We start from the raw sequence: 21,073 nt of genomic DNA, 5'->3' as shown, positions 1-21,073 counted from the left end.
TTGAGGGTATGGCACTCCGCAAACGAACCAAGGTCATCATCGGGATCTCCGCCGGCGTCGTCGTCGTGGCGGCAGCAGCCGTCATCGCCGGCCCGGTCATCTACGCGAACACCGTCAACGGCCAGGCCGCCGCAGCACCCTCGCTGTCGGCGTCCTCGTCCGGCACCCTCGACGCGAAGGACGCCGACGGCACCTGGACCAGCAAGAGCAGCTCGTACGCCGGGTACCGGGTGCACGAGGTCCTGCAGGGGAATGATGTGAACGTGGTCGGTCGCACGAAGGACGTCAAGGGCACCGCCGTCGTCGACGGCGGCTCCCTCACCAAGGCGTCCGTCACCGTGCAGGTCGGCAAGATCAGCACCCCGGAAGCCGCCCGCGACGAGTACTTCCGCTCCACCGCGCTGCAGACCGACAAGTACCCCACTGCCACGTTCGAGCTGACGAAGCCCGTCGACGTCACGAAGGCGCTCGACGGCTCCACGCAGGACGTCACCCTGACCGGCACGATGGACCTGCACGGCGTCGAGAAGCCGGTCACGGCCGACGCGCAGGTCGCGGTCGGCAAGGGCGGGACCGTCCAGGTCGCCGGCACCGTGCCGATCACCTTCGCCGACTACGGCGTGAAGGCCCCCTCGCTCGGCTTCGTCACCGTGGACGGGAAGGGCTCCGTCGAGTTCTCCCTCGACCTCGGGAAGTGACCGTGACGAGTCGTTCCGCGGACGAGCTGCTCGCGACGCTGTACCGCGAGCACGGTGACGCGCTCACGCGCTACGTCCGGCACCTCACGCGGGACGGCTCGACGGTCGAGGACGTCGTGCAGGAGACGATGGTCCGCGCCTGGCAGCGTCCGGCCGTGCTCGAGCGGGCACCCGACAGCGCGCGGGCGTGGCTCTTCACGGTCGCGCGCAACCTGGTGGTCGACGACGCACGGTCGGCCCGCAACCGCCGTGAGCACGGCACCGAGCACCAGGTCGAACGGATCGAGTCGGACAGCACGGACGCCGTGCTGGACCGGATCGTGGTCGCCGACGCACTCGCGTCGCTGAGTCCGGACCACCGTCGCGTGGTGGTGGACGCGTACTGGCTCGGGCACACGGTGCCGGAGATCGCACGACGACACGACATCCCGGAGGGCACCGCCAAGTCGCGGTTGCACTACGGGCTGCGAGCCCTGCGGCTCGCACTGCAGGAACGAGGAGTGACCCGATGAGCGACGACAAGTACGCGGAGTGGGATGCGGCGTACGTCCTGGGGTCGCTCCCGGCCGGTGAGCGGCTGGAGTACGAGCGGCACCTCGAGACGTGCGACCGCTGTGCGGCCGCCGTCGCGGAGCTGGTCGGTCTGCCGGGGCTGCTCGGCAAGCTGCCGGCCGACCAGGCGATCGAGATCGCAGAGCCGGACGGGAGGCCCGACACCCGTTCCGAGAGCGACCTCGCCTCCGTCGCGCACCGCGTCCGACACCGTCGCCGCCGTCGCCGGGTCTGGGTCGCCGCAACCGCGGGGCTCGCGGTGGTCGCCGCCGTCCTGGGCGGGCTCGCGGTCGGCGCCGCGGGGGAGCGCACCACGGTGCAGGCCGGTGCCGCTCCGACCGCAGCCGCCACCGCCGACCGCTACGACATGACCGGCGTGCAGGGACTCGACGTCCAGCTCGCCATCAGCGGCGAGCAGTGGGGCACCCGCTTCGACTGGGGGTGCTCGTACGGCGGCAAGGAGTGGTCGCCGGACGGGTCGATCCTCTACGACCTGGTGGTCGTCCGGACCGACGGCACGACGCAGACCGTGGGCTCGTGGACGGCTGCCGGCGTGGATGCCCGAGGGCTGTCGGCGTCCACGGACATCCCGCGGGACGAGATCAAGAGCGTGCAGGTCCGGCTGCGCGGTGAGCGCGGCGCGCTCGCCGTCGTCACGCTCTAGCCGACGTCGGCCTCGTCCGAGGCGTCGTCGGGGCCGATGGCGTCCTGGACGCGCGCACTGACGGACCGCAGCGTCTCGGCGTCGGTCCCCACGGGCCTCCAGAACAGGTCCTCGAGCGCACCGGTGTGCGCGCGGATGCCGGCGAGCACCGCGCGACGGCCCTCCGCGGTCATCACCACCCAGCTGCCACGGGCGTCGCTCGGGCAGTCCGCCCGCTCGACCAGGCCGCGGGAGACCATCCGCGTGACCTGGTGGCTGACCCGCGACTTCTCCCACCCGATCCCCGCGGCGATGTCCCGGACGCGCAGACGGTGGTCGGGGTCGCGGTGCAGGCCGATCAGGATCTCGAACTCGGGGACGGAGATGCCGGCGCCCGCCTGGACGGCCCGGTCGAGCGCCCGGTCGAGTCGTCGCCAGGCGTCGTGGTACGCGTCCCAGGTGGCCCAGTCGTGGCCACCGTTGCCCTCCGTCGACATGCCGACCAGCGTATCCACCGGGCGGACGATCGGACCGCGCCGCGAGCCCTTTCATCCGCTCGGATGACTCCTGGCCGACGTACGGCGTGCTCCGAGGTCGCGTCGGACGTGCGGCATACGATCGGGGGATGCCGAGCGCTCGCCTCCAGGACACCACCGATGACGCCGTCGCGCTCGTGCGCCGGTGGCTGGCGGCGTCCGCCGGGGTGAAGCCCGACCCGGGAGCGGTCCGTCTGGCCGAGGTCCTGCGCGACGAGCAGGGCCTCGACTTCACGCGGGGGTTCGTGGACAAGGTCATCCGCCCCGAAGACCCCCGGGTGGCGGCACGGAACCTCGAGCAGCTGAGCCGCGACGTCCCCGACTTCCTCGCCTGGTACCTGCGCGGGGCGGTGACGCTCGGCGGCGGGTTCGCCACCATGGCGCCGTGGGCCGTGATCCCGACCGCGCGCCGGATCCTGCGCCGGATGACCGGGCACCTGGTCATCGACGCGAGCACGAGCAAGCTCGGCCCGGCCCTCGCCAAGGTCCGCGGTCCGGGGACGCGACTGAACGTGAACCTGCTCGGCGAAGCCGTCCTCGGCAGCGCCGAGAGCGACCGACGCCTGCAGGGCACCATGGACCTGCTCGCCCGCGAGGACGTCGACCACGTGTCGATCAAGGTGAGCGCCGTCGTGCCGCAGACCTCGCCGTGGGCCTTCGACCAGACCGTCGAGCGCGTCGTCGACCGGCTCGTCCCGCTCTACCGCCTGGCCGCGGCACCGACGGCCTCCGGGCGCCCCGCCAAGTTCATCAACCTCGACATCGAGGAGTACCGCGACCTCGACGTCACCCTCGCCGTGTTCCGGGCGCTGCTCGACCGTGACGAGTTCGCCGACCTGCCGGCCGGCATCGTGCTGCAGGCCTACCTGCCCGACGTCGCCGGAGCGCTCGACGCGCTGACCGCGTGGGCGCAGGAACGCCGGGCGCGCGGCGGCGCCCCGATCACGGTGCGGCTCGTCAAGGGCGCGAACCTCGCCATGGAGCACGTCGACGCGATCCTGCACGGGTGGCCCCTCGCCACCTGGGGCAGCAAGCGCGAGACCGACACCGCGTACCTGCGGCTGCTCGACGCCGCACTGACGCCCGAGCGCACCGACGCTGTGCGGATCGGGGTCGCCGGGCACAACCTGTTCGACCTCGCCACCGCGTGGGTGCTCGCCCAGCGCCGCGGGGTCACCGACGCCGTCGACGTCGAGATGCTGCTCGGCATGGCGTCCACCCACGCCCAGGCCGTCCGGGCCGACGTCGGCCAGATCCTGCTCTACACGCCCGTCGTGCAGCCGGACGAGTTCGACTCGGCCATCGCGTACCTGGCCCGTCGCCTGCAGGAGAGCGCGAGCCCCGAGAACTTCATCGCCGCCGCGTCCGACATCGACCACGACGCCAGCGTCTTCGAGCGGGAGCACAGCCGGTTCCTGGCGTCAGTCGCCGCACTCGACGAGCCCGTCCCCGCCACCCACCGCACGCAGGACCGCCACCGCGCGCTCGGCGAACCGGTCCTGCGCGACGCGTTCCGCAACGCCCCCGACACCGACCCGTCCATCGCCGCGAACCGGGCCTGGGCACTCGACGTCCTGCGCCGGGTGCCGCGCTCGCAGCTCGGCGCGCAGACGATCCGCGGTGCGAAGGTCGCCGACCGCTCCAAGCTCGAGCGGATCATGGCGCGCACCGCCCAGGCCGGCGTGAACTGGGGGCGGCAGGACCCGTCCGACCGTGCCGAGCTCCTCGACCTCATCGGGCACGAACTCGAGACCCGCCGCGCCGACCTGATCGAGGTGATGGCCGCCGAGACCGGCACGACCTTCGCCGAGGCCGACGCCGAGGTGACCGAGGCCGTCGACGCCGCGCACTACTACGCCGAGAGCGCCCGCCGCCTCGGGGACATCGAGGGCGCGCGGTACGTGCCGCCGCGGCTGACCGTCGTCGTGCCGCCGTGGAGCTCCCCCGTCGCCATCCCCGCCGGTGGTGTGCTGGCGGCGCTCGCCGCGGGCAGCGGTGTCGTGCTCAAGCCCGCGCCCGAGGCCAAGCGATCCGGCGCCGTGCTCGCCGACGTGCTCTGGGACGCCGGGGTGCCGCACTCGCTGCTGCAGCTCGTCGACCTGGCCGAGGACGAACTCGGCCGCGACCTCATCGGCCACCCCACGGTCGACCGCATCATCCTGACCGGTTCCTCCGACACCGCCCGCTCGTTCCGCTGGTGGCGTGCGGGGCTGCCGCTCACCGCCGGGACGAGCGGCAAGAACGCCATCGTCGTCACGCCGAGCGCCGACCTCGACCTGGCCGTGCAGGACATCGTGCAGTCCGCCTTCGGGCACGCCGGACAGCAGTGCTCGGCGGCGTCCCTCGTGATCCTGGTCGGGTCCGTGGGTGAGAGCGAGCGCTTCCAGCGGCAGCTCGTCGACGCCACCCGCACACTCCGGGTCGCGTGGCCGGACGACCCCACGGCGCAGGTCGGCCCGCTCATCGCCGAACCGCAAGGCACGCTTCGCCAGGGGCTGACCGAACTCGGGCCGGGGGAGTCCTGGCTCGTGCAGCCCGAGGCGGTCGACGACTCCGGCCGGCTCTGGTCGCCGGGCATCCGCGACGGCGTCCGCCCCGGCAGCGACTTCCACCAGACCGAGTACTCCGGCCCGGTGCTCGGCATCATGCGCGCCGAGACCCTCGAGCAGGCGATCGCCATCCAGAACGGCACCGACTTCGGGCTGACGGCGGGCATCCACTCACTCGACATCGACGAGGTGTCCGAGTGGCTGGCCCGCGTCCGCGCCGGCAACCTCTCCGTCAACCGCGGCATCACCGGTGCCGTCGTGGGGCGCCAGCCGTTCGGCGGCTGGAAGGGCTCCTCGGTCGGCACCGGCACCAAGGCCGGCGGGCCCATGTACGTCGCGACGCTCGGTCGCTGGCTGCCCACGCCCCGGACCGTGCACAAGAGCATCCAGCTGCACGGCCTGCCCCCGCGCGTCACCGCGGTGATCGAGGCCGCACGCAGCGGGCTGTCCTTCGAGGAGTTCGACCGCGTCCGCGCCGGGGCCCTGAGCGACGTGCACGCACGAGAGACCCTCTTCCGGTCGCGGGACCTGTCCGGGCTCGTGGTGCAGCGGAACGTGCTGCGCCACCGACCCCAGTCGGTCATCGTGCGCCAGGCCGAGGACGCCTCGACCGTGGACCTCGTCCGGACGCTCGTCGCCGCGACCTCGGCACGTGCGCACGTCCTGCTCAGCACGGCTCGGCCGCTGCCCGGCCCGCTCACGCAGCTGCTCGCGGGGAACCGGTCGCCGCTCGACGTCGTCGACCACCTGGTGGAGTCCGACCAGGAGTTCCACGCCCGCGCGTCGTCGGGGGCCGTGTTCCAGGCGGACTGGTCCACCGACCAGGACGACCAGCCGGTCGACGCGCTCGAGGCCGTGTTGTCGCAGGGGCAGGACCGCCCGGCCCACACGGCGTTCGGTGGTCCCGGCGCCCGGATCCGGTTGCTCGGCGGTGACCCCCTGGCCCTCGAAGAAGCCCTGGGTGCGAGCATCGACGTCGCGATCCACGACGACCCCGTGGTCGAGGCCGGCGTGATCGAGATGCTGCCGTACCTGCGCGAGCAGTCGGTGTCGATCACCGCGCACCGGTTCGGCGACGTCGACAGCGACTTCTCCGAGTTGCGCGTGTAGGCGCGTCGCGCTTCGCGCGCGTTGCGCTTCGTGCGTTTCGTTTCGTGAGCAGAAGAGGTCGGGTCCCCACACGGGACCCGACCTCTTCTGCTCACGAAGTGACTCGAGGATCAGTCCTCGGCGTCACCCGCGTCTTCGTCCTCGACGCCGGTCTCGTCCATGCGGTCCCGCAGGCGGTCCGCCATCGCGCCAGCGCCCTCACCGGCGTGGTCGTGGTCGACCTGCTCGATCAGACCCTGCAGCTTCTCGTGGTTCGTGGCATCGGTGGCACCGTCCATGACGGGCTCGGTCTGCTCGTTGTCGCTCATGCTCCGGACGCTACGCCGCGGTTGCTGCGGAACGGTAGTGGAGCTCGACCGCCCCGCCGTCGAACTGCGTGGTGCCGACGAGTTCGTACACCGGCGTCGGTGCGGCGACCGGCAGCAGGGGTGCCCCGGCGCCGAGCGCGACCGGCATCACGGTGACCCGCAGCTCGTCGAGGATGCCCGCCTGCTGGTACTGCGCCGCGAGCAGTCCGCCGCCGACGACCCAGACGTCGCGGCCGTCGGCCACGCGCTCGAGGTCGGCCTGGTGGTCGCCGACCTCGCCCGAGACGAAGCGCACGTCGGCGCCGTCGGGCACCGGCAGGTCTCGGGTGGTGAACACCCACGTCGCCAGGTCCGGGTACGCCCACGTGTCGTCGTGCTCGAGCAGCCACTCGTACGTCGTCGACCCCATCGCGATCGCCCCGACGCCCGCGAAGAACCGGTCGTGGTGCTCCTGGAACGGCTCGAACCCGAACTGCAGCAGCCAGTCGAGGTCGTCGTCGGGCGCAGCGACGAAGCCGTCCAGCGAGGACGCGACGGAGTAGATCGTGCTCATGCCGGGGACGCTACCGAGCACCCCCGACAGCACTCAGCGCCGTCCTCCGCGACCGACGACCGCTGCCTCTGCGATCGCCAGGACGGCGGCGATCCAGAGCTGGTCGAACGCGAACCGGCGTCGACGGGGATCGGCGACGGCCAGCGGCACCATCGTCGCACCGTGCAGGGCGTCCACGACGGCACTCAGGGTGTGCGCGTTGCCGGAACCCGCCCGCGCGACGAGGACGGCCTGTGCGAGCTGCCGGACCCCGAGCACACCGTGCAGGACGGCCTGGTCCGATCCTCGGACCGAACGGCTCAGGTGCCACAGGCCGAGCCCGGCGCGGGCCAGCTCGACGATGGCTGCCCCACTCACGGTCGACGACGGGCGGCTCATCGTCGGCGTCCCGCGACGAGTGCAGCGGCCCCGGCGGCACCGAGCACGGCACCGATGATGCCGTTGCCGACCCGGCGGTGCTCCACCCACCAGGTCTGCGGCGACCAGGCGTGGGCGGACTCGTCGAAGACCCCGTGCGCACCGTGGTCGCCCGGCACCGGCTCGTACAGGTTGTCCCGCATCTCGAGGCCGTTCTTGTCCGGCGCCTGCTGCCCGTCGACCAGGGTCTTGGCGGCGTACCAGTCGGCGAAGCGTCCGCTGATCCGGTTGCCGAGGATCGTGTAGACCGTGGACTCGCCCACCCAGGTGCGGCTGCGCGGCCGCTCGGCCACGGCGGCGATGGCCCGGGCACCGACCTCGGGCTGGTAGATCGGGGCGACCGGCTGCGGGTGGTGCGGCAGCTTCGACTTCACCCACTGGAACTGGATCGTGTTGAGCGCCGGCATGTCCACGCGGGACACCTTGACCTTGCTGCCCTGTTCGCGCAGCTCGGAGACGACGGACTCGGTGAACCCGACGATCGCGTGCTTCGCACCGCAGTACGCGGCCTGCAGGGGGATCCCGCGGAACCCGAGCGCCGAGCCGACCTGGATCACGTGCCCACGGCCGCGGGGGACCATCCGCGACAGTGCCGACCGGGTGCCGTTCACGAAGCCGAGGTAGGTCACGTGCAGCGCCCGCTCGAAGTCCTCCGGGGCGGTGTCGAGGAACTTCCCGAACACCCCGACCATCACGCCGTTCACCCACAGGTCGATCGGTCCGAGCTCCTGCTCGACCCGGTCGGCCGCGGCCTCGACGGCGTCGCGGTCGGAGACGTCGGCGACGAGGGCCAGCCCGCGGCGCCCGGCGGCCTCGACCTCGGCGACGGCGGCGTCGACGCCTTCCTGCCCGCGGGCCAGGACGGCCACGTCCCACCCCCGTGCGGCGAGCTCCCGGACGGTCGCCCGTCCCAGTCCTGCGGATCCACCGGTCACCACTGCCACTCGAGTCATGGCTCCCTTGTACCTGCGGTCGGCCGTGCACCACTCAGCCGCTGTCCCCCGAAGTCGCCGTACCGAACCGCGCACGCTCTGATCGGACATCATGGCCAGGTGGAGACCCGAGACCCCGACACCGCCGGCCCCGCCGAGGAGGCGCCGCCCGGTTGGGTGATCAACACACCGACCCGGCCGCTCGAGGTCTGGCTGTACCCGGTCCTCGCGCTGCTCCTCGCCGCCGCACACGTCGCCTTCGGGATCGCCTTCGGTGGTGCGTTGGCGCTCGTCGTCGGGGTGTCCGCCGCAGTGGTGACGACCGTCGGCGCAGTTGCCCTGTTCGTGACGGGTCGGCGCGCGTACGTCGAGCAGAGCCGCGGAGCCTCGTGGCGGTCCCACGTCACCCGCGTGGTCGTCGCGGTCGTGAGCGTCGGTATCGTGTCGGTCACCACCTTGACCGTCGGGTTCCCCTTCGGCGCCCTGTTCGGTGCGCTCGCTGGCGTCCCGACGGCGTTCCGCTTCGCGCGCTCCGTGCCGCGGATCGATCGCCTCGTCGTCGCGTGGACAGCACTCGCGGTCGCCGTGTGCTGCGTCGTCCTGGCGATCCTCGGCCTGACGCTCGCTGATCTCCCCGACTACCGGAGCACCTTCTGGACGTTCGGCGCTGCCTTCGCGGTGATCAGCGCCCTGATGGCCGTCCATCAGTTCGTCGTCGCGCGTCGGTCACCCCACGACTGACGTCGTCCGCCCTCAGCGCCCCCGACCGAACCGCGTCGTGACCCCCGGCGAGTAGAGCACCGAGTCCGGCTCGAGCTCCGTCAGCCCGAAGGGCAGCCCGGCAGCCCCGACCAGGTCGTCCCGCAGCGACACCACCGAGGCCAGGTGCAACGGCCACGACTCGTGCTCGTTCGGCCAGAACCGCGTCCGTCCGGCCCGGTGCACGTGCATGCCCCACCGAGCCGTCAGGAACGTCTCGAGGGGCCCCGGCTCGTCGAGCGCCTCGCCCACACGCACGTCGAGCATCGACCGCAGGTGGGTGCCGTGCCGCCGCATCGCGTACCCCACGCGGCCGTCACCGCTGCGCGACTCCGCGACCGCCCACCGGTACGGCAGTCCGGTCGCGACGCGTGCGCCGATGGTCGGCAGGAGCTTGCCGGCGTCGAGCGACAGGAACACGACCCCGCGCTGCCCCTGTTCGTCGACCGTGTAGACGCGGACGTTCAGCTCGACGAAGTCGCCGATGCTCCCGGTCGAGAACGGCGGGAACCGCGTGTCCTCGAACCGGAACGCGATGAGGCCCACCCAGGTGGTCACCCCGTCGTCGGTGCCGTCGAGCGCCATCGTGTCGGGCCGGGTGCCGGCCGGCAGCAGCGGGGCAACCGCCGACACGTCGACGCGCCAGTGCACGAAGACGACGTCGAGCCAGTCCTGCGAGATCCAGGGGCGGCCCGGCAGGCCGGGGGCGACGGGTTGGAGGCCCGGAGCGGTCTGGGTGGGTCGGGTGTCGGTCACGATGTGGTCGCCTCCGGTTCGATGTGGGCTGCGACGGGTGCGTCGTCCCACCCGCGCTGCGGGGTGTCGCAGGTGCCGCGGAACACGTACTGCGAGGGGCGCTTGCGCTCGCTCGACGTCCAGTCGATGGCCGGCCGTCGTCGTTCCGGTGGCAGGTACCCGATCCGGTAGACGGCCATCAGCTCGAGCGACTCGGGCACGCGGAGCAGGCCCTCGATCTCCTCCCACGCGCCGGGGGTCTCCATCGGGAAGGACACGAACTGGATCCCCAGGCCGAGCTCGGTCGTCGCGAGCCAGATGTTCTCCATCGCCGCGCCCATGCTGAACACCGAGTAGAAGCCGGACAGCTCCTCCTTCCGGTACTCGTGGCGGTCGAGCAGCACGCCGAGCAGCAGCGGCGACCCGGCGACGAGCTTCCGGTTCTCCTCACCCAGGGTCTGCGGCACCCGGAGCGTGTTCATGAGCAGCTGCCCGCGCTTCGTGAACACCTGCTTCGTGAACGGCCGCAGCGGCCCGGGGAGCTTGTCGAACAGCATGCCGTCGCGCCGCTCGTCCATCTCGGCCTTCGAGAACCGGAAGTACGGCTTGTACCGCTCGAAGAACGTGCCCTCGGCCATGGTGCGGGTCATCGAGCTGCCGCTGATCTCGGCGACGCGGTCGATCGTCTGGCGTTCCTCGATCAGCACGAAGCGCCACGGCTGGCTGTTGAGCTGCGACGGCGCCCGGCCGGCGAGCTCCATGAGCAGTCGCTGGTGCTCGTCCGACACCGGATCGGGCAGGAACGGCCCGTTCGTCGTGCGTCGTCGTCGGATGGCCTCGAACAGCTCCACTGCTCACCTCTCTGATCGCCTGCGTGCGAGCACGGCCCCCAGGTAGGACGGTGCGGCGGCGACCGCGACCCTCCAGTGTGCTCCGGAGCGCGGATTCGAGCGTGGAGCGACCGCCAGGGGCACGAGTGCCGGCAGCAGGAACAGTGCGGTCCGGTCGCGTGTCCACACGGGGGTGGTCGCGGCGACACCGGTCAGGGTCGCGGTCACGACGAACAGCCCGTGGTGCACGACGCGGAGCTTCTTCGTGCGGATCAGCCGCACGGCGACCGCGGTGCCCCACAGGCAGTTCGCGACGTAGGCGAGGCCCGCAGCGGTGACCAGCTGCCGGGCCGGACGCGATCCCGTGGGTGCCGAGTCGCGCCTCCAGACCGTCTTCCGTCCCATGCGTGGGACGTTACGCGGTCTCTCGACTGACGAGCTTGGAGAGCACGATCGCTGAGCGGGTGTGGTCGACCTGGGGTGCGAGGCGGACCTTATCGAGCGCCTCTTCGAGCGCGGACAGGTCCTTCGAACGCATGTGCACGACGGCGTCGGCGCTGCCGGTGACCGTGCCGGCGTCGATGACCTCGGGGACGGTGTCGAGCAGGGCACGCAGCTCGTCGGGCGACACGGTGCCGCGGCAGTAGAGCTCGACCCAGGCCTCGGTGCCGCGGTCCTCGACGGCGGGGTCGACCTTGATCGTGAAGCCCTGGATGACGCCGTCACCGACCAGCCGGTCGACACGGCGCTTGACGGCCGAGGCCGAGAGTCCGACCACCGACCCGATGTCGCCGTAGCCGGCGCGGGCGTTGTCCCGGAGCTGATCCAGGATGCGGTGGTCGAGCGTATCCATTTGTCCCCATCGTACGCGGACTTGTTGCGAGGCTGGTGGGTCTCGCGCACGAAACGTGCGTCACCCGAACGGGTGTCAAGCTGCCAGAGCCCCGGTACTGCACTTGCCGGACGGTCTGTGGAAGGATCGACTCGGCGTCGACCTGGTCCGCTGCGGTGAGTGAGCCTGCATCTCACCGGAGCTCTTCTCCTCGTTCCGTTTCGGTTCCTGGCAGGCTCGGGCCCCGGTCCCTTCCAGGAGGACTGATGTCGAACACCGCACCCGCCCCCGAGTCCGTCGCCACCCCGGCCCGTGTCGCCACCAAGCGCACGATCCTGATGTGCAAGCCGGACTTCTACACCGTGAGCTACCGGATCAACCCGTGGATGCACCCGGAGGAGCCGACCGACACGTCGAAGGCCGTCGAGCAGTGGGAGTCGCTCGTCGCCGTCTACGAGCAGCTCGGCTTCGACATCTCGTACATCGACCCGATCGAGGGCCTACCGGACATGGTCTACGCGGCCAACGGCGGGTTCGTCCTCGACGGCATCGCGTACGGCGCGAAGTTCCAGTACCCGGAGCGCCAGCCCGAGGGCCCCGCGTACATGGACTGGTTCCGCCAGGCCGGTCTGACCGTCGCCGAGCCGGAGCAGACCAACGAGGGCGAGGGTGACTTCCTGCTCATCGGGGACACGATCTTCGCCGGCACCGGCTTCCGGTCGGACAGCACCTCGCACGACGAGCTCGCGAAGATCTACGGCCGAGAGGTCGTCACGCTCAAGCTCATCAACCCGAGCTTCTACCACCTCGACACCGCCATCGCCGTGCTCGACCCCGAGCCCGCCGTCGACGGGACGAGCAACATCGCGTACCTGGAGAGCGCCTTCGACGAGCCGTCGCTGGCGATCCTGCGCGAGCGCTTCCCGGACGCGATCATCGCCACCGAGGAGGACGCCGCGATCCTCGGCCTGAACTCCTACTCCGACGGGTACAACGTCGTGATCGCCGCCCGGGCTGTTCGGTTCGCCGAGCAGCTGCGCGAGAAGGGCTACAACCCGATCGGCGTCGACCTGTCCGAGCTGCTGCTCGGCGGTGGCGGCGTGAAGTGCTGCACGCTCGACCTGCACCCGGTCGGCACCGGCACCTCGGTCGCGCGTTCGCTCGGGGTCAGCTGATGTCGGCGGCAGCGTCGCTCGGGGTCAACACCGCGGCGGCGCTCGCCGTCGAGGACCGCGCCCTCGCGCACAACTACAGCCCGCTGCCCGTCGTCATCGCGTCGGGTGCCGGAGCGACCGTCACCGACGTCGACGGCAAGCAGTACCTGGACGGCCTCGCCGCGTACTCGGCGGTGAACTTCGGCCACGGCAACCCGCGGCTGCTCGACGCCGCACGGGCGCAGCTCGACCGCGTGACGCTGACCAGCCGCGCGTTCGTCAACGACCAGCTCGGGCCGTTCGCCGCAGCACTGGCTGCGTTGACGGAGACCGAGATGGTCCTGCCGATGAACACCGGTGCCGAGGCCGTCGAGTCCGCGATCAAGGTGTCCCGCGCCTGGGGCTACCGGGTCAAGGGCGTGCCGGCCGAGCGGGCGACGATCATCGTCGCGTCCGGGAACTTCCACGGGCGCACCACGACGATCATCTCGTTCTCGGACGACCCATCGGCCCACGATGACTTCGGGCCGTTCACGCCCGGCTTCCGCACGGTGCCGTACGGCGACGCTGCGGCTCTGCGCGAGGCGATGGACGAGACCGTCGTCGCCGTGCTGCTCGAGCCGATCCAGGGCGAGGGTGGAGTGGTCATCCCGCCGGAGTCCTACCTTCCTGACGTCCGGGCGGTCTGCGACGAGTTCGGTGCGCTGTTCATCGCCGACGAGATCCAGTCCGGCCTCGGTCGCACCGGGCACACGCTCGCGGTGCAGCGCGTCGGGGTGCGCCCCGACCTGATCACGCTCGGCAAGGCCCTCGGTGGCGGCATCGTGCCGGTGTCCGCGGTGGTGGGCTCGCGCGATGTCCTGGGCGTCCTGCGCCCCGGCGAACACGGATCGACCTTCGGCGGCAACCCGCTCGCCGCAGCCGTCGGTGCCGAGGTCGTGGCGATGCTCGGTGAGGGCACGTTCCAGCAGCGGGCCCTCGACGGCGAACCGCTGTTGCGCGGGCTGCTCGACGACCTGCTCGGCAAGGGTGTCGTCTCGCACCGGGTCGCCGGACTCTGGGCCGGGATCGACATCGACCCCGCGCTCGGCAGGGGCAAGGCGATCTCGAAGGACCTCGCCGACCGCGGGCTCCTGGTGAAGGACACCCACGGGTCGACGATCCGCTTCGCGCCGCCCCTGGTCGTCACCGACGACGAGGTGCGCTTCGCGATCGGGACCCTGGCCGACGTGCTCGCCGCGCGCGCCTGACGCGGGCGTTTCGTGAGCAGAAATGGTCGGGTCGCCACACGGCACCCGACCATTTCTGCTCACCAAGTGCGGCTCACACCGCCCAGCGCGCCGCCAGCTCGTCCATCAGGGCATCGAGCCGCTCGTCGACGACCTGCTCCTCGGGGTGCGCCTCGTACCAGGCGATGACCTCGCGCACACCCTGCCGGTAGGTCGTGCGCGGCCGGTACCACGGCACGAGCGACCGGACCTTGCTGTTGTCGAACACCGAGCTGTTCGCCTTGTCGCCGAGCAGCGCCGCGCCCCACTCAGGGTCGACGGCGTTGATCGCGTCCGCCGGCACGTGCACGATCCGCAGGCCCTCGACCCCGGCCGCCGCCGCGATCTCGTGCGCGATGGCGTTCCACGTCGGGGCCTCATCGCTCGTGATCGTGAAGGGCTCACCGATCGCCTCGGCCCGGTCGAGCAGCCCCGTGAACCCGACCGCGAAGTCGCGACTGTGCGTCAGGGTCCACAGCGAGGTGCCGTCGCCGGTGATGATGACCGGCTTGCCGGCACGCATCCGAGCGACCGCGGTCCAGCCGCCGGTCAGCGGCAGCTTCGTCTCGTCGTAGGTGTGCGACGGCCGCACGATCGTCACCGGGAAGTCCTGCTCCCGGTACGCCTCCATCAGCAGCTCCTCGCACGCGATCTTGTCGCGCGAGTACTGCCAGTACGGGTTCTTCAGCGGCGTCGACTCGGTGATCGGCAGGTGCGTCGCCGGCGTCTGGTACGCCGAGGCCGAGCTGATGAACACGTACTGCCGCGTCCGCCCCGCGAAGAAGTCGACGTCGGCCTGCACCTGGTCCGGCGTGAAGGCGATCCAGTTCACGACCACGTCGAAGCGCTGGTCGCCGAGTGCGTCCGCCAGTGCGCTGCGGTCCGACACGTCGGCCTGGAGGCGCGTCACACCCTCCGGGATCGGCCTGCCCCCGGTGGTCCCCCGGTTGAGCACGGTCACGTCGAACCCCTGCTCGACGGCTTCCCGGACGCAGGCGGCGCTGATGACGCCGCTCCCGCCGATGAACAACACGCTCGCTCCGGTCATGGATGCTCCCTCGCTCTCCGCGGCGCAGCCCTGCGCCGAACCCCTCCGATCCTGCCCCTCAGATGCTGGGTCGGGCACCGAGCACCGTGCCGAGCATCGTCACGTCCTGTGCCCAAGCCGCGGCGCCGGGGTGGATCCATCCGAGCAGTTCGATCGCGTAATCGTGGTCCCGCCGAAGATCACGCCCATGGGTCGGCTCGTGGTGCGCGGCGCGGTTCCGCACGAAGTGCAGCTGCTGCATACGTGTCCGAACCTCGCGCTGGCGAGTCAGCGCATCCGCCGGGCCGTGTGGGAACGCGCGGTGGAGTGCCGGTGTCCACAGGGCCGTCAGGTAACGAGACTCGAACAGGTACCGCCAGAACCCGAAGCTCAGTTCGGCGACGACTCGCCCGTGCACTTCTGCTCGTTTCCCCCCTCGCGTGGCACGTCGTCGCGCGACGACCAGATCGTTCTTGCCCTGTGCGTCGAGGGGAACGACGTCGAGCCAGGATGAGCCGGGGTGACGAGCAGTTGCCCAAGCGCGGAGCTGCACGTCTGCGGCGTTGCGCACCACGATCTCGACCGCCCCGGTCAGCTCCATCACGGCAGCTGCAGCTCGCATGTTCCATTCGTAGAGCCCGACAGCGCGTGCGTCGTCGGGCACAGCGTGGAAGTAGGAACGAAGGCGTTCCCGGGTCAGTAGGTCCACGACGTCCGCCGGCTCCACGCGACCTCCAGTTGACATCGAACGCTCGCCCCGTAAACTCATATATCGAAGACCCCGGAACGATCACTGGCTTAGGCCACATCGCCGGGGTTTCGTCTTTGCCGACCGTTTCTGAAACATCAGCGTACAGCGCCGCGCCGCCTTGCCGAGTGCGCGCCGACGACGTCGGACTACCGTCACGGTTCGGGTCGCACCGACGCGCCCCACGACAGGAGTGACACGCACATGGAGTACCGCTACCTCGGCAACTCGGGCCTCAAGGTCTCCGAGATCACCTACGGCAACTGGCTCACCCACGCATCCCAGGTCGAGAACGACGCGGCGATCGCCTGCGTCAAGGCAGCCCTCGAGGTCGGCATCTCGACGTTCGACACCGCCGACGTCTACGCCAACACCGGCGCGGAGACGGTCCTCGGCGAAGCGCTCAAGGGGGAGCGGCGCCAGTCCCTCGAGATCGCCACGAAGGTGTTCGGGCCGACCGGTCCGAAGGGCCACAACGACACCGGACTGTCCCGCAAGCACATCCTCGAGTCGATCGACGGCTCGCTGCAGCGGCTGCAGACGGACTACGTCGACCTGTACCAGGCGCACCGCTACGACCACGAGACCCCGCTCGAAGAGACGATGCAGGCCTTCGCGGACATCGTGCGTCAGGGCAAGGTCCTGTACGTCGGCGTCAGCGAGTGGACCGCGGACCAGCTGCGTGCGGGGGCGGCGCTCGCGAAGGACCTCGGCTTCCAGCTCATCTCGAACCAGCCGCAGTACTCGGCACTGTGGCGGGTCATCGAGGACGAGGTCGTCCCCACCTCGAAGGAACTCGGCATCTCGCAGATCGTCTGGTCACCGATCGCCCAGGGTGTGCTCACCGGCAAGTACAAGCCGGGTCAGCCGCTGCCCGAGGGCTCCCGCGCGACCGACGACAAGGGCGGCGCGGACATGATCAAGCGGTTCATGCGCGACGAGGTGCTGTCCTCGGTGCAGGAGCTGCAGCCGGTCGCCGACGAGCTGAACCTGTCGATGGCGCAGCTCGCGGTCGCCTGGGTCCTGCAGAACGAGAACGTCGCCTCGGCGATCATCGGTGCCTCGCGTCCGGAGCAGGTGCACGACAACGCGGGCGCTGCCGGCGTCACGATCCCGGCAGAGCTCATGTCACGGATCGACGATGCCCTGGGCGCGGTGGTCGAGCGCGACCCGGCGAAGACGAACGACAGCAGCCCGAAGACCCGCGAGGCGTAGGCAGTCCGCAAAACACCGGTGTTCGCCCGTTGAACACGCGCATGCCGCGGCTCGATGCGCGAACACCGGTGTTTTGCGAGCAGGTCACACCGGCCAGACAACGGAAAAGGCCCCCTGCCGAAGCAGGGGGCCTTCACCGGTGGCTGGACACGGCATCGATCCGTGGACCTTTCGATTTTCAGTCGAACGCTCTACCAACTGAGCTATCCAGCCGTGGCGACCCTGACGGGACTTGAACCCGCGACCTCCGCCGTGACAGGGCGGCACGCTAACCAGCTGCGCTACAGGGCCATATTGAATTGCTGTGGTGTTGTTCAGTACTACTTGCTCGCTCACTCAAGGAGTGACCCCAACGGGATTCGAACCCGTGCTGCCGCCGTGAAAGGGCGGTGTCCTAGGCCACTAAACGATAGGGCCGCAAGCAGTGCATCGCGCTACCGATGGACAAGCATACGGATGCCCCCCGGGTTTCACAAATCCGACCCCGCCAACCGTGCATCCCCGGCGTGTCGCGCCGTCAGCGCACGGGTCTCCGATGCTGTCGGTGCGAGCATCGTCGGCGGCCGCACCCCTCGTCCGAGGGGCTGTCGAGCCTGCGACCCCTGTTGTTACTGTTGCACCTGTTAACAGTGTTACGTGCGTGAGCCTTGCCGCGCTGTTACGAAATCGAGATACATGTCGACCTCCACTCCCTTGTCCCTCCGCTCCCGCAGCCGCCTGATCGCCGCCGCGGTCGCCGTCGCGCTCACAGCCGGCACGCTCGCGGTCCTCGCCCCGGCGTCGTCCGCCAGCGCCGCGAGCTACCCGAGCTGGGACGAGGTGCAGCGGGCGAAGTCGTCGACCAGTGCCCAGCAGGCCAAGGTCAGCGAGATCAAGTCGCTCATCTCATCGCTGAAGAGCGAGGCCGCTGCCAAGCAGAAGGCCGCACAGGCCGCGGGCGAGGCGTACCAGGCCGCGCAGAACAAGTACGACGAGGCGACGCTCAAGCAGAAGAAGTTCCAGTCGCAGGCCGATGAGGCCAAGCAGACCGCCGCACGGTCCGAGGAGCAGGCCGGTCAGCTCGCCGCCCAGCTCGGTCGCACCAGCGGTGACGACGTGACGACGGACATCCTCACGCACCCGTCCGACTCCGGCGACCTGCTCTACGAGCTCGGCGCCATGTCGAAGCTCAGCGAGCAGTCCGAGGGCATCTACGCGCAGGCCTCGCAGGACCGCGGTGTGGCCCAGGGCCTCGCCGACAAGGCGGACCGCGCCAAGCAGGCCCTCGGGGACCTGGCCGACGCCGCACAGTCGAAGATGCAGCAGGCCCAGGGTGCCGCCGACGCCGCACAGACCGCGGTGGACGCCCAGAACGACAACGAGGCCCGGCTCGAGGCGCAGCTGACCGCGCTCACCTCGAAGCAGCGCGGCGTCGAGGCCGACTACCGCAAGGGCGTCGCTGCCGAGAAGGCCCGCCAGGCCCGCCTCGCAGCAGCCGCCGCGAAGGCAGCAGCCAAGGCCGCGGCGACCAGCCAGGGCGGCACCGGTGGCGGCAGCGCCAACCCGGCCGGGTGGGTCCGACCCGCCGGCGGGTTCCAGACCAGCCCGTACGGCTACCGCGTCGACCCCTACACGCACGTCAGCGCCCTGCACGCGGGCGTCGACCTGGCCCCGGCTTGCTACGCCCCGATCTACGCGGCGCACGACGGCACCGTCACCTTCGCCGGCAACGGTGGCGGGTACGGCAACGAGGTCATCCTCGACAACGGCGGCGGCATCTCCACCGCGTACGGCCACGTCGTCGACGGCGGGATCATGGTCACCGCCGGACAGCACGTCACCGCCGGACAGCAGATCGCCAAGATCGGCTCGACCGGCTGGTCGACCGGGTGCCACCTCCACTTCGAGACCCGGATCAACGGCGCTGCCGTCGACCCGGTCCCCTTCATGGCAGCGCGGGGGATCTCGGTATGAGCATCAGCGCCACCAGAAGGCGTCGACCCACGTCATGACCACCTCCGCTCGCTCGTTCTCCTGCGGGATCGCGACCATCGCCGTGCTCGGCATCGGCCTGTCGGTCGTCATCGCCGGACCGGCCCAGGCCGCACCCTCGGCTCCGTCCTGGGACGACGTCAAGGCCGCCAAGTCGGATGCCGCCGACGCCCAGCAGACGGTCGACGAGCTGAGCGACCGGCTCGGCACGCTGCAGGACGCCGCCGACCAGGCCGGTGTCGCCGAGCAGCAGGCCGGGCAGGCGTACGCCCTCGCGGCGTCGCAGCAGCAGGAGGCGAAGGACACCCTCGCCGACCTGTCCGCGCAGTCGAAGCGTGCGAAGGCCCGGGCGGACGACTCGGCCGGTCAGGTCGCCGGGCTCGTGGTCGAGCTGTCCCGCACGGGCGGCGGTGACCTGTCGACGACCATGCTCATGGACTCGTCGGACTCGAAGGACCTGCTCTACCGCGTCGGCACGATGTCGCACCTGTCCGAGCGCTCCGCGACCGTCCTGGCCGAGGCACGCGCCGACCAGAAGACCGTCGAGTCCCTGGCCGCCCAGCAGTCCGCGGCCGAGAAGGCCCTGAGCAAGGCGACCGAGGCGACGAAGACCACCTTCGCGACGGCCAACGACGTGGCCGCGGGCGCCCAGGCCCGGGTGCAGAAGGAACAGGACCAGCAGGCCGAGGTCCTGCGCCAGCTCGCGTACCTGAAGGGCACGAGCGTCGCGACGGAGACCGCGTACTGGAGTGCGCAGCAGGCGAAGGCCGCCGCGGCCGCCATCGCGAAGCAGACAAACGACGCCGGCACCGGGAACGGCTCCGGCACCGGGAACGCCACCGGCGGCGGCACGAGCCGTGGCAACACCGGCAACACGGGCGGCACCGGCAGCACCGGCGGCGGGACCTCCACCCCGGCCGTGCCGAGCACGCCGTCCAAGCCCAGCACCCCGTCGAACCCCGGCACCCCCGCGAAGCCGAGCACCCCGAGCAAGCCGAGCACTCCGAGCAAGCCGGCACCCGCCCCTGCACCGGCACCGGCGCCCGCTCCGGCACCCGCCCCCGCTCCGGCCCCGAGCAGCCCCTCGAAGGCCGCCGGCGCCATCGCGTTCGCCCGTGCCCAGCTCGGCGAGCCGTACGTCCTGACCGGCGCCGGCCCGAACACCTGGGACTGCTCCGGCCTCGTGATGATGGCCTACAGCTCGCAGGGCATCGCGACCGGCGGACACAACGTGGTCTGGCAGTACAACTACTTCAAGTCGATCGGCCGCCTCGTCCCGCTGTCCCAGCGCCAGCCCGGCGACATCCTGTTCTACTCGTCGAACGGCACGGCCTCGGGGGCGTACCACGACTCGATCGTGACGAGCTACGGCACCATGGTCGAGGCCGCGCGTCCCGGCGTCGGCGTCGTCGAGCGCGCGATCTGGCTGCCGAACCAGCTCATGCCGTACGTCGCCCGCCCGAGCGGTTCCCTGTAGCCCGCTCCCGGAGTGCCCGTTCTTTCCCAGAGCGGCTGCGGTACCAAGCGAGATCGGGCGTACCTGCACGGATCAACGCACCAGGTACGCCCGTTTCCACCCGGTACGCCCGTTTCCACCAGGCGCGCCCCCGCACGCCCCGCCCCGCGCGACAGCAGCACCACAGAACGGCGCCCGCCCTCCGGAAGGAGAGCGGGCGCCGTTCGTCGTCAGGGGATCGTCAGTGCGAGCCGGGCACGTACGCGGCCTGACCGGCCTGCACGATGCGCTCGGCCTCGGCGGCGTCGCCCCAGCCCTCGGCCTTGACCCACTTGTTCGGCTCGAGGTCCTTGTAGCGCTCGAAGAAGTGCGCGATCTCGGCCTTCGTCTGCTCCGGCACGTCCGAGATGTCCTGGATGTGCGCCCAGCGCGGGTCCTTGGCGGGGACGACGAGGACCTTCTCGTCGTTGCCGGCCTCGTCGCTCATCTTGAAGACGCCGACGGGGCGGACCTTGACGCCGACGCCGGGGAACGTCGGGAACTCGAGCAGCAGCAGCGCGTCCACGGGGTCACCGTCGTCGGCCAGGGTCTTCTCGAAGAACCCGTAGTCGGTGGGGTAGACGAACGAGGTGAACAGCACGCGGTCGAGGTAGACGCGACCGGTCTCGTGGTCCACCTCGTACTTGTTGCGGCTGCCCTTGGGGATCTCGACGACGACGTCGTACGCGGCCATGTTGCGCTCCTGTGTCTGCTTCGGGGACTGTCGTGTGTTGCGAAAGC

22 protein-coding genes and 3 tRNA genes are annotated in these 21,073 nt (G+C 70.8%); 10 read left to right on the top strand and 15 right to left on the bottom strand.

The genetic code is table 11. The features are described 5' to 3' along the window. Positions 1 to 8 precede the first annotated feature (8 nt). From DEJ03_RS03950 to DEJ03_RS03940, 3 genes are read left to right on the top strand one after another with little or no spacing between them, the layout of a single operon-like run. Positions 9 to 698, top strand: coding sequence for a YceI family protein (locus tag DEJ03_RS03950; RefSeq protein WP_071404490.1), 690 nt, complete (start codon positions 9 to 11; stop codon positions 696 to 698). Beyond that, positions 695 to 1,210 carry a sigma-70 family RNA polymerase sigma factor gene (locus DEJ03_RS03945; RefSeq protein WP_071404491.1) on the top strand — a complete coding sequence of 172 codons (516 nt, stop codon included), beginning with the start codon at positions 695 to 697 and terminating at the stop codon, positions 1,208 to 1,210. Before DEJ03_RS03950 ends, DEJ03_RS03945 begins: the two co-directional genes overlap by 4 nt. Continuing rightward, complete coding sequence (locus tag DEJ03_RS03940; RefSeq protein WP_110863586.1) at positions 1,207 to 1,914, top strand: zf-HC2 domain-containing protein; 708 nt, start codon at positions 1,207 to 1,209, stop codon at positions 1,912 to 1,914. The genes DEJ03_RS03945 and DEJ03_RS03940 overlap by 4 nt, the downstream gene beginning before the upstream one ends. Here DEJ03_RS03940 and DEJ03_RS03935 read toward each other — a convergent pair. Next, entirely contained in the window at positions 1,911 to 2,390 is a 480-nt protein-coding gene (locus DEJ03_RS03935; RefSeq protein ID WP_110863585.1) for a MarR family winged helix-turn-helix transcriptional regulator, read from the bottom strand. The two genes, DEJ03_RS03940 and DEJ03_RS03935, sit on opposite strands and share 4 nt — an antisense overlap. A 128-nt stretch (positions 2,391 to 2,518) precedes the next feature. Here DEJ03_RS03935 and DEJ03_RS03930 point away from each other — a divergent pair, with 128 nt between their 5' ends. Continuing rightward, a complete protein-coding gene (locus DEJ03_RS03930; RefSeq protein ID WP_110863584.1) occupies positions 2,519 to 6,088 on the top strand; it encodes a bifunctional proline dehydrogenase/L-glutamate gamma-semialdehyde dehydrogenase in 3,570 nt (1,189 codons plus the stop codon). A gap of 110 nt (positions 6,089 to 6,198) precedes the next feature. On the opposite strand, the gene DEJ03_RS03925 is transcribed toward DEJ03_RS03930, so the two are convergent. The 4 genes from DEJ03_RS03925 to DEJ03_RS03910 are packed head-to-tail and all read right to left on the bottom strand — an operon-like array spanning position 6,199 to position 8,319. After that, positions 6,199 to 6,396, bottom strand: coding sequence for a hypothetical protein (locus DEJ03_RS03925; RefSeq protein ID WP_110863583.1), 198 nt, complete (start codon positions 6,394 to 6,396; stop codon positions 6,199 to 6,201). Positions 6,397 to 6,406: 10 nt separating this feature from the next. After that, on the bottom strand, positions 6,407 to 6,949 hold the full coding sequence (locus DEJ03_RS03920) for a dihydrofolate reductase family protein (protein ID WP_258370478.1): 543 nt from the start codon (positions 6,947 to 6,949) through the stop codon (positions 6,407 to 6,409). Between the two features lie 33 nt (positions 6,950 to 6,982). Continuing rightward, positions 6,983 to 7,327 carry a hypothetical protein gene (locus DEJ03_RS03915; RefSeq protein WP_110863581.1) on the bottom strand — a complete coding sequence of 115 codons (345 nt, stop codon included), beginning with the start codon at positions 7,325 to 7,327 and terminating at the stop codon, positions 6,983 to 6,985. Beyond that, complete coding sequence (locus DEJ03_RS03910) at positions 7,324 to 8,319, bottom strand: SDR family oxidoreductase (RefSeq protein WP_110863580.1); 996 nt, start codon at positions 8,317 to 8,319, stop codon at positions 7,324 to 7,326. Before DEJ03_RS03910 ends, DEJ03_RS03915 begins: the two co-directional genes overlap by 4 nt. Before the next feature lie 99 nt (positions 8,320 to 8,418). On the opposite strand from DEJ03_RS03910, the gene DEJ03_RS03905 reads away from it, so the two are divergent. Then, a complete protein-coding gene (locus tag DEJ03_RS03905) occupies positions 8,419 to 9,039 on the top strand; it encodes a hypothetical protein (protein WP_110863579.1) in 621 nt (206 codons plus the stop codon). Between the two features lie 12 nt (positions 9,040 to 9,051). Here DEJ03_RS03905 and DEJ03_RS03900 read toward each other — a convergent pair whose 3' ends face one another. The 4 genes from DEJ03_RS03900 to DEJ03_RS03885 are packed head-to-tail and all read right to left on the bottom strand — an operon-like array spanning position 9,052 to position 11,475. Beyond that, positions 9,052 to 9,813, bottom strand: a complete 762-nt coding sequence (locus DEJ03_RS03900) for a YqjF family protein (RefSeq protein ID WP_220034102.1) — start codon at positions 9,811 to 9,813, stop codon at positions 9,052 to 9,054. After that, positions 9,810 to 10,643: a nitroreductase family protein gene (locus DEJ03_RS03895; protein WP_071404500.1), complete on the bottom strand. Its 834-nt coding sequence runs from the start codon at positions 10,641 to 10,643 to the stop codon at positions 9,810 to 9,812. Before DEJ03_RS03895 ends, DEJ03_RS03900 begins: the two co-directional genes overlap by 4 nt. A gap of 3 nt (positions 10,644 to 10,646) precedes the next feature. Then, positions 10,647 to 11,027, bottom strand: a complete 381-nt coding sequence (locus tag DEJ03_RS03890) for a hypothetical protein (RefSeq protein ID WP_110863578.1) — start codon at positions 11,025 to 11,027, stop codon at positions 10,647 to 10,649. Positions 11,028 to 11,037: 10 nt separating this feature from the next. Continuing rightward, positions 11,038 to 11,475 carry an Lrp/AsnC family transcriptional regulator gene (locus DEJ03_RS03885; protein ID WP_017887694.1) on the bottom strand — a complete coding sequence of 146 codons (438 nt, stop codon included), beginning with the start codon at positions 11,473 to 11,475 and terminating at the stop codon, positions 11,038 to 11,040. A 245-nt stretch (positions 11,476 to 11,720) separates the two neighbouring features. Here DEJ03_RS03885 and ddaH point away from each other — a divergent pair, with 245 nt between their 5' ends. Continuing rightward, entirely contained in the window at positions 11,721 to 12,629 is a 909-nt protein-coding gene (ddaH, locus tag DEJ03_RS03880) for a dimethylargininase (protein WP_110863577.1), read from the top strand. Next, positions 12,629 to 13,858 carry an ornithine--oxo-acid transaminase gene (gene rocD / locus DEJ03_RS03875; protein WP_110863576.1) on the top strand — a complete coding sequence of 410 codons (1,230 nt, stop codon included), beginning with the start codon at positions 12,629 to 12,631 and terminating at the stop codon, positions 13,856 to 13,858. The genes ddaH and rocD overlap by 1 nt, the downstream gene beginning before the upstream one ends. A 73-nt stretch (positions 13,859 to 13,931) precedes the next feature. Here rocD and DEJ03_RS03870 read toward each other — a convergent pair whose 3' ends face one another. Both DEJ03_RS03870 and DEJ03_RS17680 read right to left on the bottom strand, forming a co-directional pair. Further along, positions 13,932 to 14,924: an NAD-dependent epimerase/dehydratase family protein gene (locus tag DEJ03_RS03870; protein WP_110863575.1), complete on the bottom strand. Its 993-nt coding sequence runs from the start codon at positions 14,922 to 14,924 to the stop codon at positions 13,932 to 13,934. A gap of 58 nt (positions 14,925 to 14,982) precedes the next feature. Beyond that, positions 14,983 to 15,630 carry a hypothetical protein gene (locus DEJ03_RS17680; RefSeq protein WP_146237646.1) on the bottom strand — a complete coding sequence of 216 codons (648 nt, stop codon included), beginning with the start codon at positions 15,628 to 15,630 and terminating at the stop codon, positions 14,983 to 14,985. Between the two features lie 225 nt (positions 15,631 to 15,855). Between DEJ03_RS17680 and DEJ03_RS03860 the strand changes: the two genes are divergently transcribed. Next, positions 15,856 to 16,866: an aldo/keto reductase family protein gene (locus DEJ03_RS03860; protein WP_071404504.1), complete on the top strand. Its 1,011-nt coding sequence runs from the start codon at positions 15,856 to 15,858 to the stop codon at positions 16,864 to 16,866. A 140-nt stretch (positions 16,867 to 17,006) separates the two neighbouring features. On the opposite strand, the gene DEJ03_RS03855 is transcribed toward DEJ03_RS03860, so the two are convergent. The 3 genes from DEJ03_RS03855 to DEJ03_RS03845 all read right to left on the bottom strand — a co-directional run bounded on the left by DEJ03_RS03855 (position 17,007) and on the right by DEJ03_RS03845 (position 17,283). Then, positions 17,007 to 17,079, bottom strand: a tRNA-Phe gene (locus DEJ03_RS03855). Position 17,080: 1 nt separating this feature from the next. Next, positions 17,081 to 17,157: transfer RNA gene (locus DEJ03_RS03850), tRNA-Asp, on the bottom strand. A gap of 53 nt (positions 17,158 to 17,210) precedes the next feature. Next, positions 17,211 to 17,283 (bottom strand) — tRNA-Glu (locus DEJ03_RS03845). A 258-nt stretch (positions 17,284 to 17,541) separates the two neighbouring features. Here DEJ03_RS03845 and DEJ03_RS03840 point away from each other — a divergent pair. Both DEJ03_RS03840 and DEJ03_RS03835 read left to right on the top strand, forming a co-directional pair. Next, positions 17,542 to 18,819, top strand: a complete 1,278-nt coding sequence (locus DEJ03_RS03840) for a M23 family metallopeptidase (RefSeq protein WP_146237645.1) — start codon at positions 17,542 to 17,544, stop codon at positions 18,817 to 18,819. A gap of 34 nt (positions 18,820 to 18,853) precedes the next feature. Continuing rightward, entirely contained in the window at positions 18,854 to 20,314 is a 1,461-nt protein-coding gene (locus tag DEJ03_RS03835; protein ID WP_146237644.1) for an NlpC/P60 family protein, read from the top strand. A gap of 220 nt (positions 20,315 to 20,534) precedes the next feature. Here the strand turns inward: DEJ03_RS03835 and DEJ03_RS03830 are convergent, their stop codons facing one another. Continuing rightward, positions 20,535 to 21,026 (bottom strand): inorganic diphosphatase, encoded by a 492-nt coding sequence (locus DEJ03_RS03830; RefSeq protein ID WP_027467055.1) that lies wholly within the window; start codon positions 21,024 to 21,026, stop codon positions 20,535 to 20,537. Positions 21,027 to 21,073 lie beyond the last annotated feature (47 nt).

Origin of the sequence: Curtobacterium sp. MCLR17_043 (genome assembly GCF_003224215.1) — a bacterium.
GTDB lineage: Bacteria > Actinomycetota > Actinomycetes > Actinomycetales > Microbacteriaceae > Curtobacterium > Curtobacterium flaccumfaciens.
Note: the sequence above shows the minus strand (reverse complement) of the source record. Positions and strands in the feature narration are given on the sequence as shown.

Bases quoted from the DNA above. Each gene is read 5' to 3' on its own strand.
- DEJ03_RS03950 (WP_071404490.1), top strand. From the start codon at position 9: ATGGCACTCCGCAAACGAACCAAGGTCATCATCGGGATCTCCGCCGGC.
- DEJ03_RS03940 (WP_110863586.1), top strand. From the start codon at position 1,207: ATGAGCGACGACAAGTACGCGGAGTGGGATGCGGCGTACGTCCTGGGG.
- DEJ03_RS03935 (WP_110863585.1), bottom strand. From the start codon at position 2,390: ATGTCGACGGAGGGCAACGGTGGCCACGACTGGGCCACCTGGGACGCG.
- DEJ03_RS03930 (WP_110863584.1), top strand. From the start codon at position 2,519: ATGCCGAGCGCTCGCCTCCAGGACACCACCGATGACGCCGTCGCGCTC.
- DEJ03_RS03925 (WP_110863583.1), bottom strand. From the start codon at position 6,396: ATGAGCGACAACGAGCAGACCGAGCCCGTCATGGACGGTGCCACCGAT.
- DEJ03_RS03920 (WP_258370478.1), bottom strand. From the start codon at position 6,949: ATGAGCACGATCTACTCCGTCGCGTCCTCGCTGGACGGCTTCGTCGCT.
- DEJ03_RS03915 (WP_110863581.1), bottom strand. From the start codon at position 7,327: ATGAGCCGCCCGTCGTCGACCGTGAGTGGGGCAGCCATCGTCGAGCTG.
- DEJ03_RS03910 (WP_110863580.1), bottom strand. From the start codon at position 8,319: ATGACTCGAGTGGCAGTGGTGACCGGTGGATCCGCAGGACTGGGACGG.
- DEJ03_RS03890 (WP_110863578.1), bottom strand. From the start codon at position 11,027: ATGGGACGGAAGACGGTCTGGAGGCGCGACTCGGCACCCACGGGATCG.
- DEJ03_RS03885 (WP_017887694.1), bottom strand. From the start codon at position 11,475: ATGGATACGCTCGACCACCGCATCCTGGATCAGCTCCGGGACAACGCC.
- ddaH (WP_110863577.1), top strand. From the start codon at position 11,721: ATGTCGAACACCGCACCCGCCCCCGAGTCCGTCGCCACCCCGGCCCGT.
- rocD (WP_110863576.1), top strand. From the start codon at position 12,629: ATGTCGGCGGCAGCGTCGCTCGGGGTCAACACCGCGGCGGCGCTCGCC.
- DEJ03_RS03870 (WP_110863575.1), bottom strand. From the start codon at position 14,924: ATGACCGGAGCGAGCGTGTTGTTCATCGGCGGGAGCGGCGTCATCAGC.
- DEJ03_RS03860 (WP_071404504.1), top strand. From the start codon at position 15,856: ATGGAGTACCGCTACCTCGGCAACTCGGGCCTCAAGGTCTCCGAGATC.
- DEJ03_RS03840 (WP_146237645.1), top strand. From the start codon at position 17,542: ATGTCGACCTCCACTCCCTTGTCCCTCCGCTCCCGCAGCCGCCTGATC.
- DEJ03_RS03835 (WP_146237644.1), top strand. From the start codon at position 18,854: ATGACCACCTCCGCTCGCTCGTTCTCCTGCGGGATCGCGACCATCGCC.
- DEJ03_RS03830 (WP_027467055.1), bottom strand. From the start codon at position 21,026: ATGGCCGCGTACGACGTCGTCGTCGAGATCCCCAAGGGCAGCCGCAAC.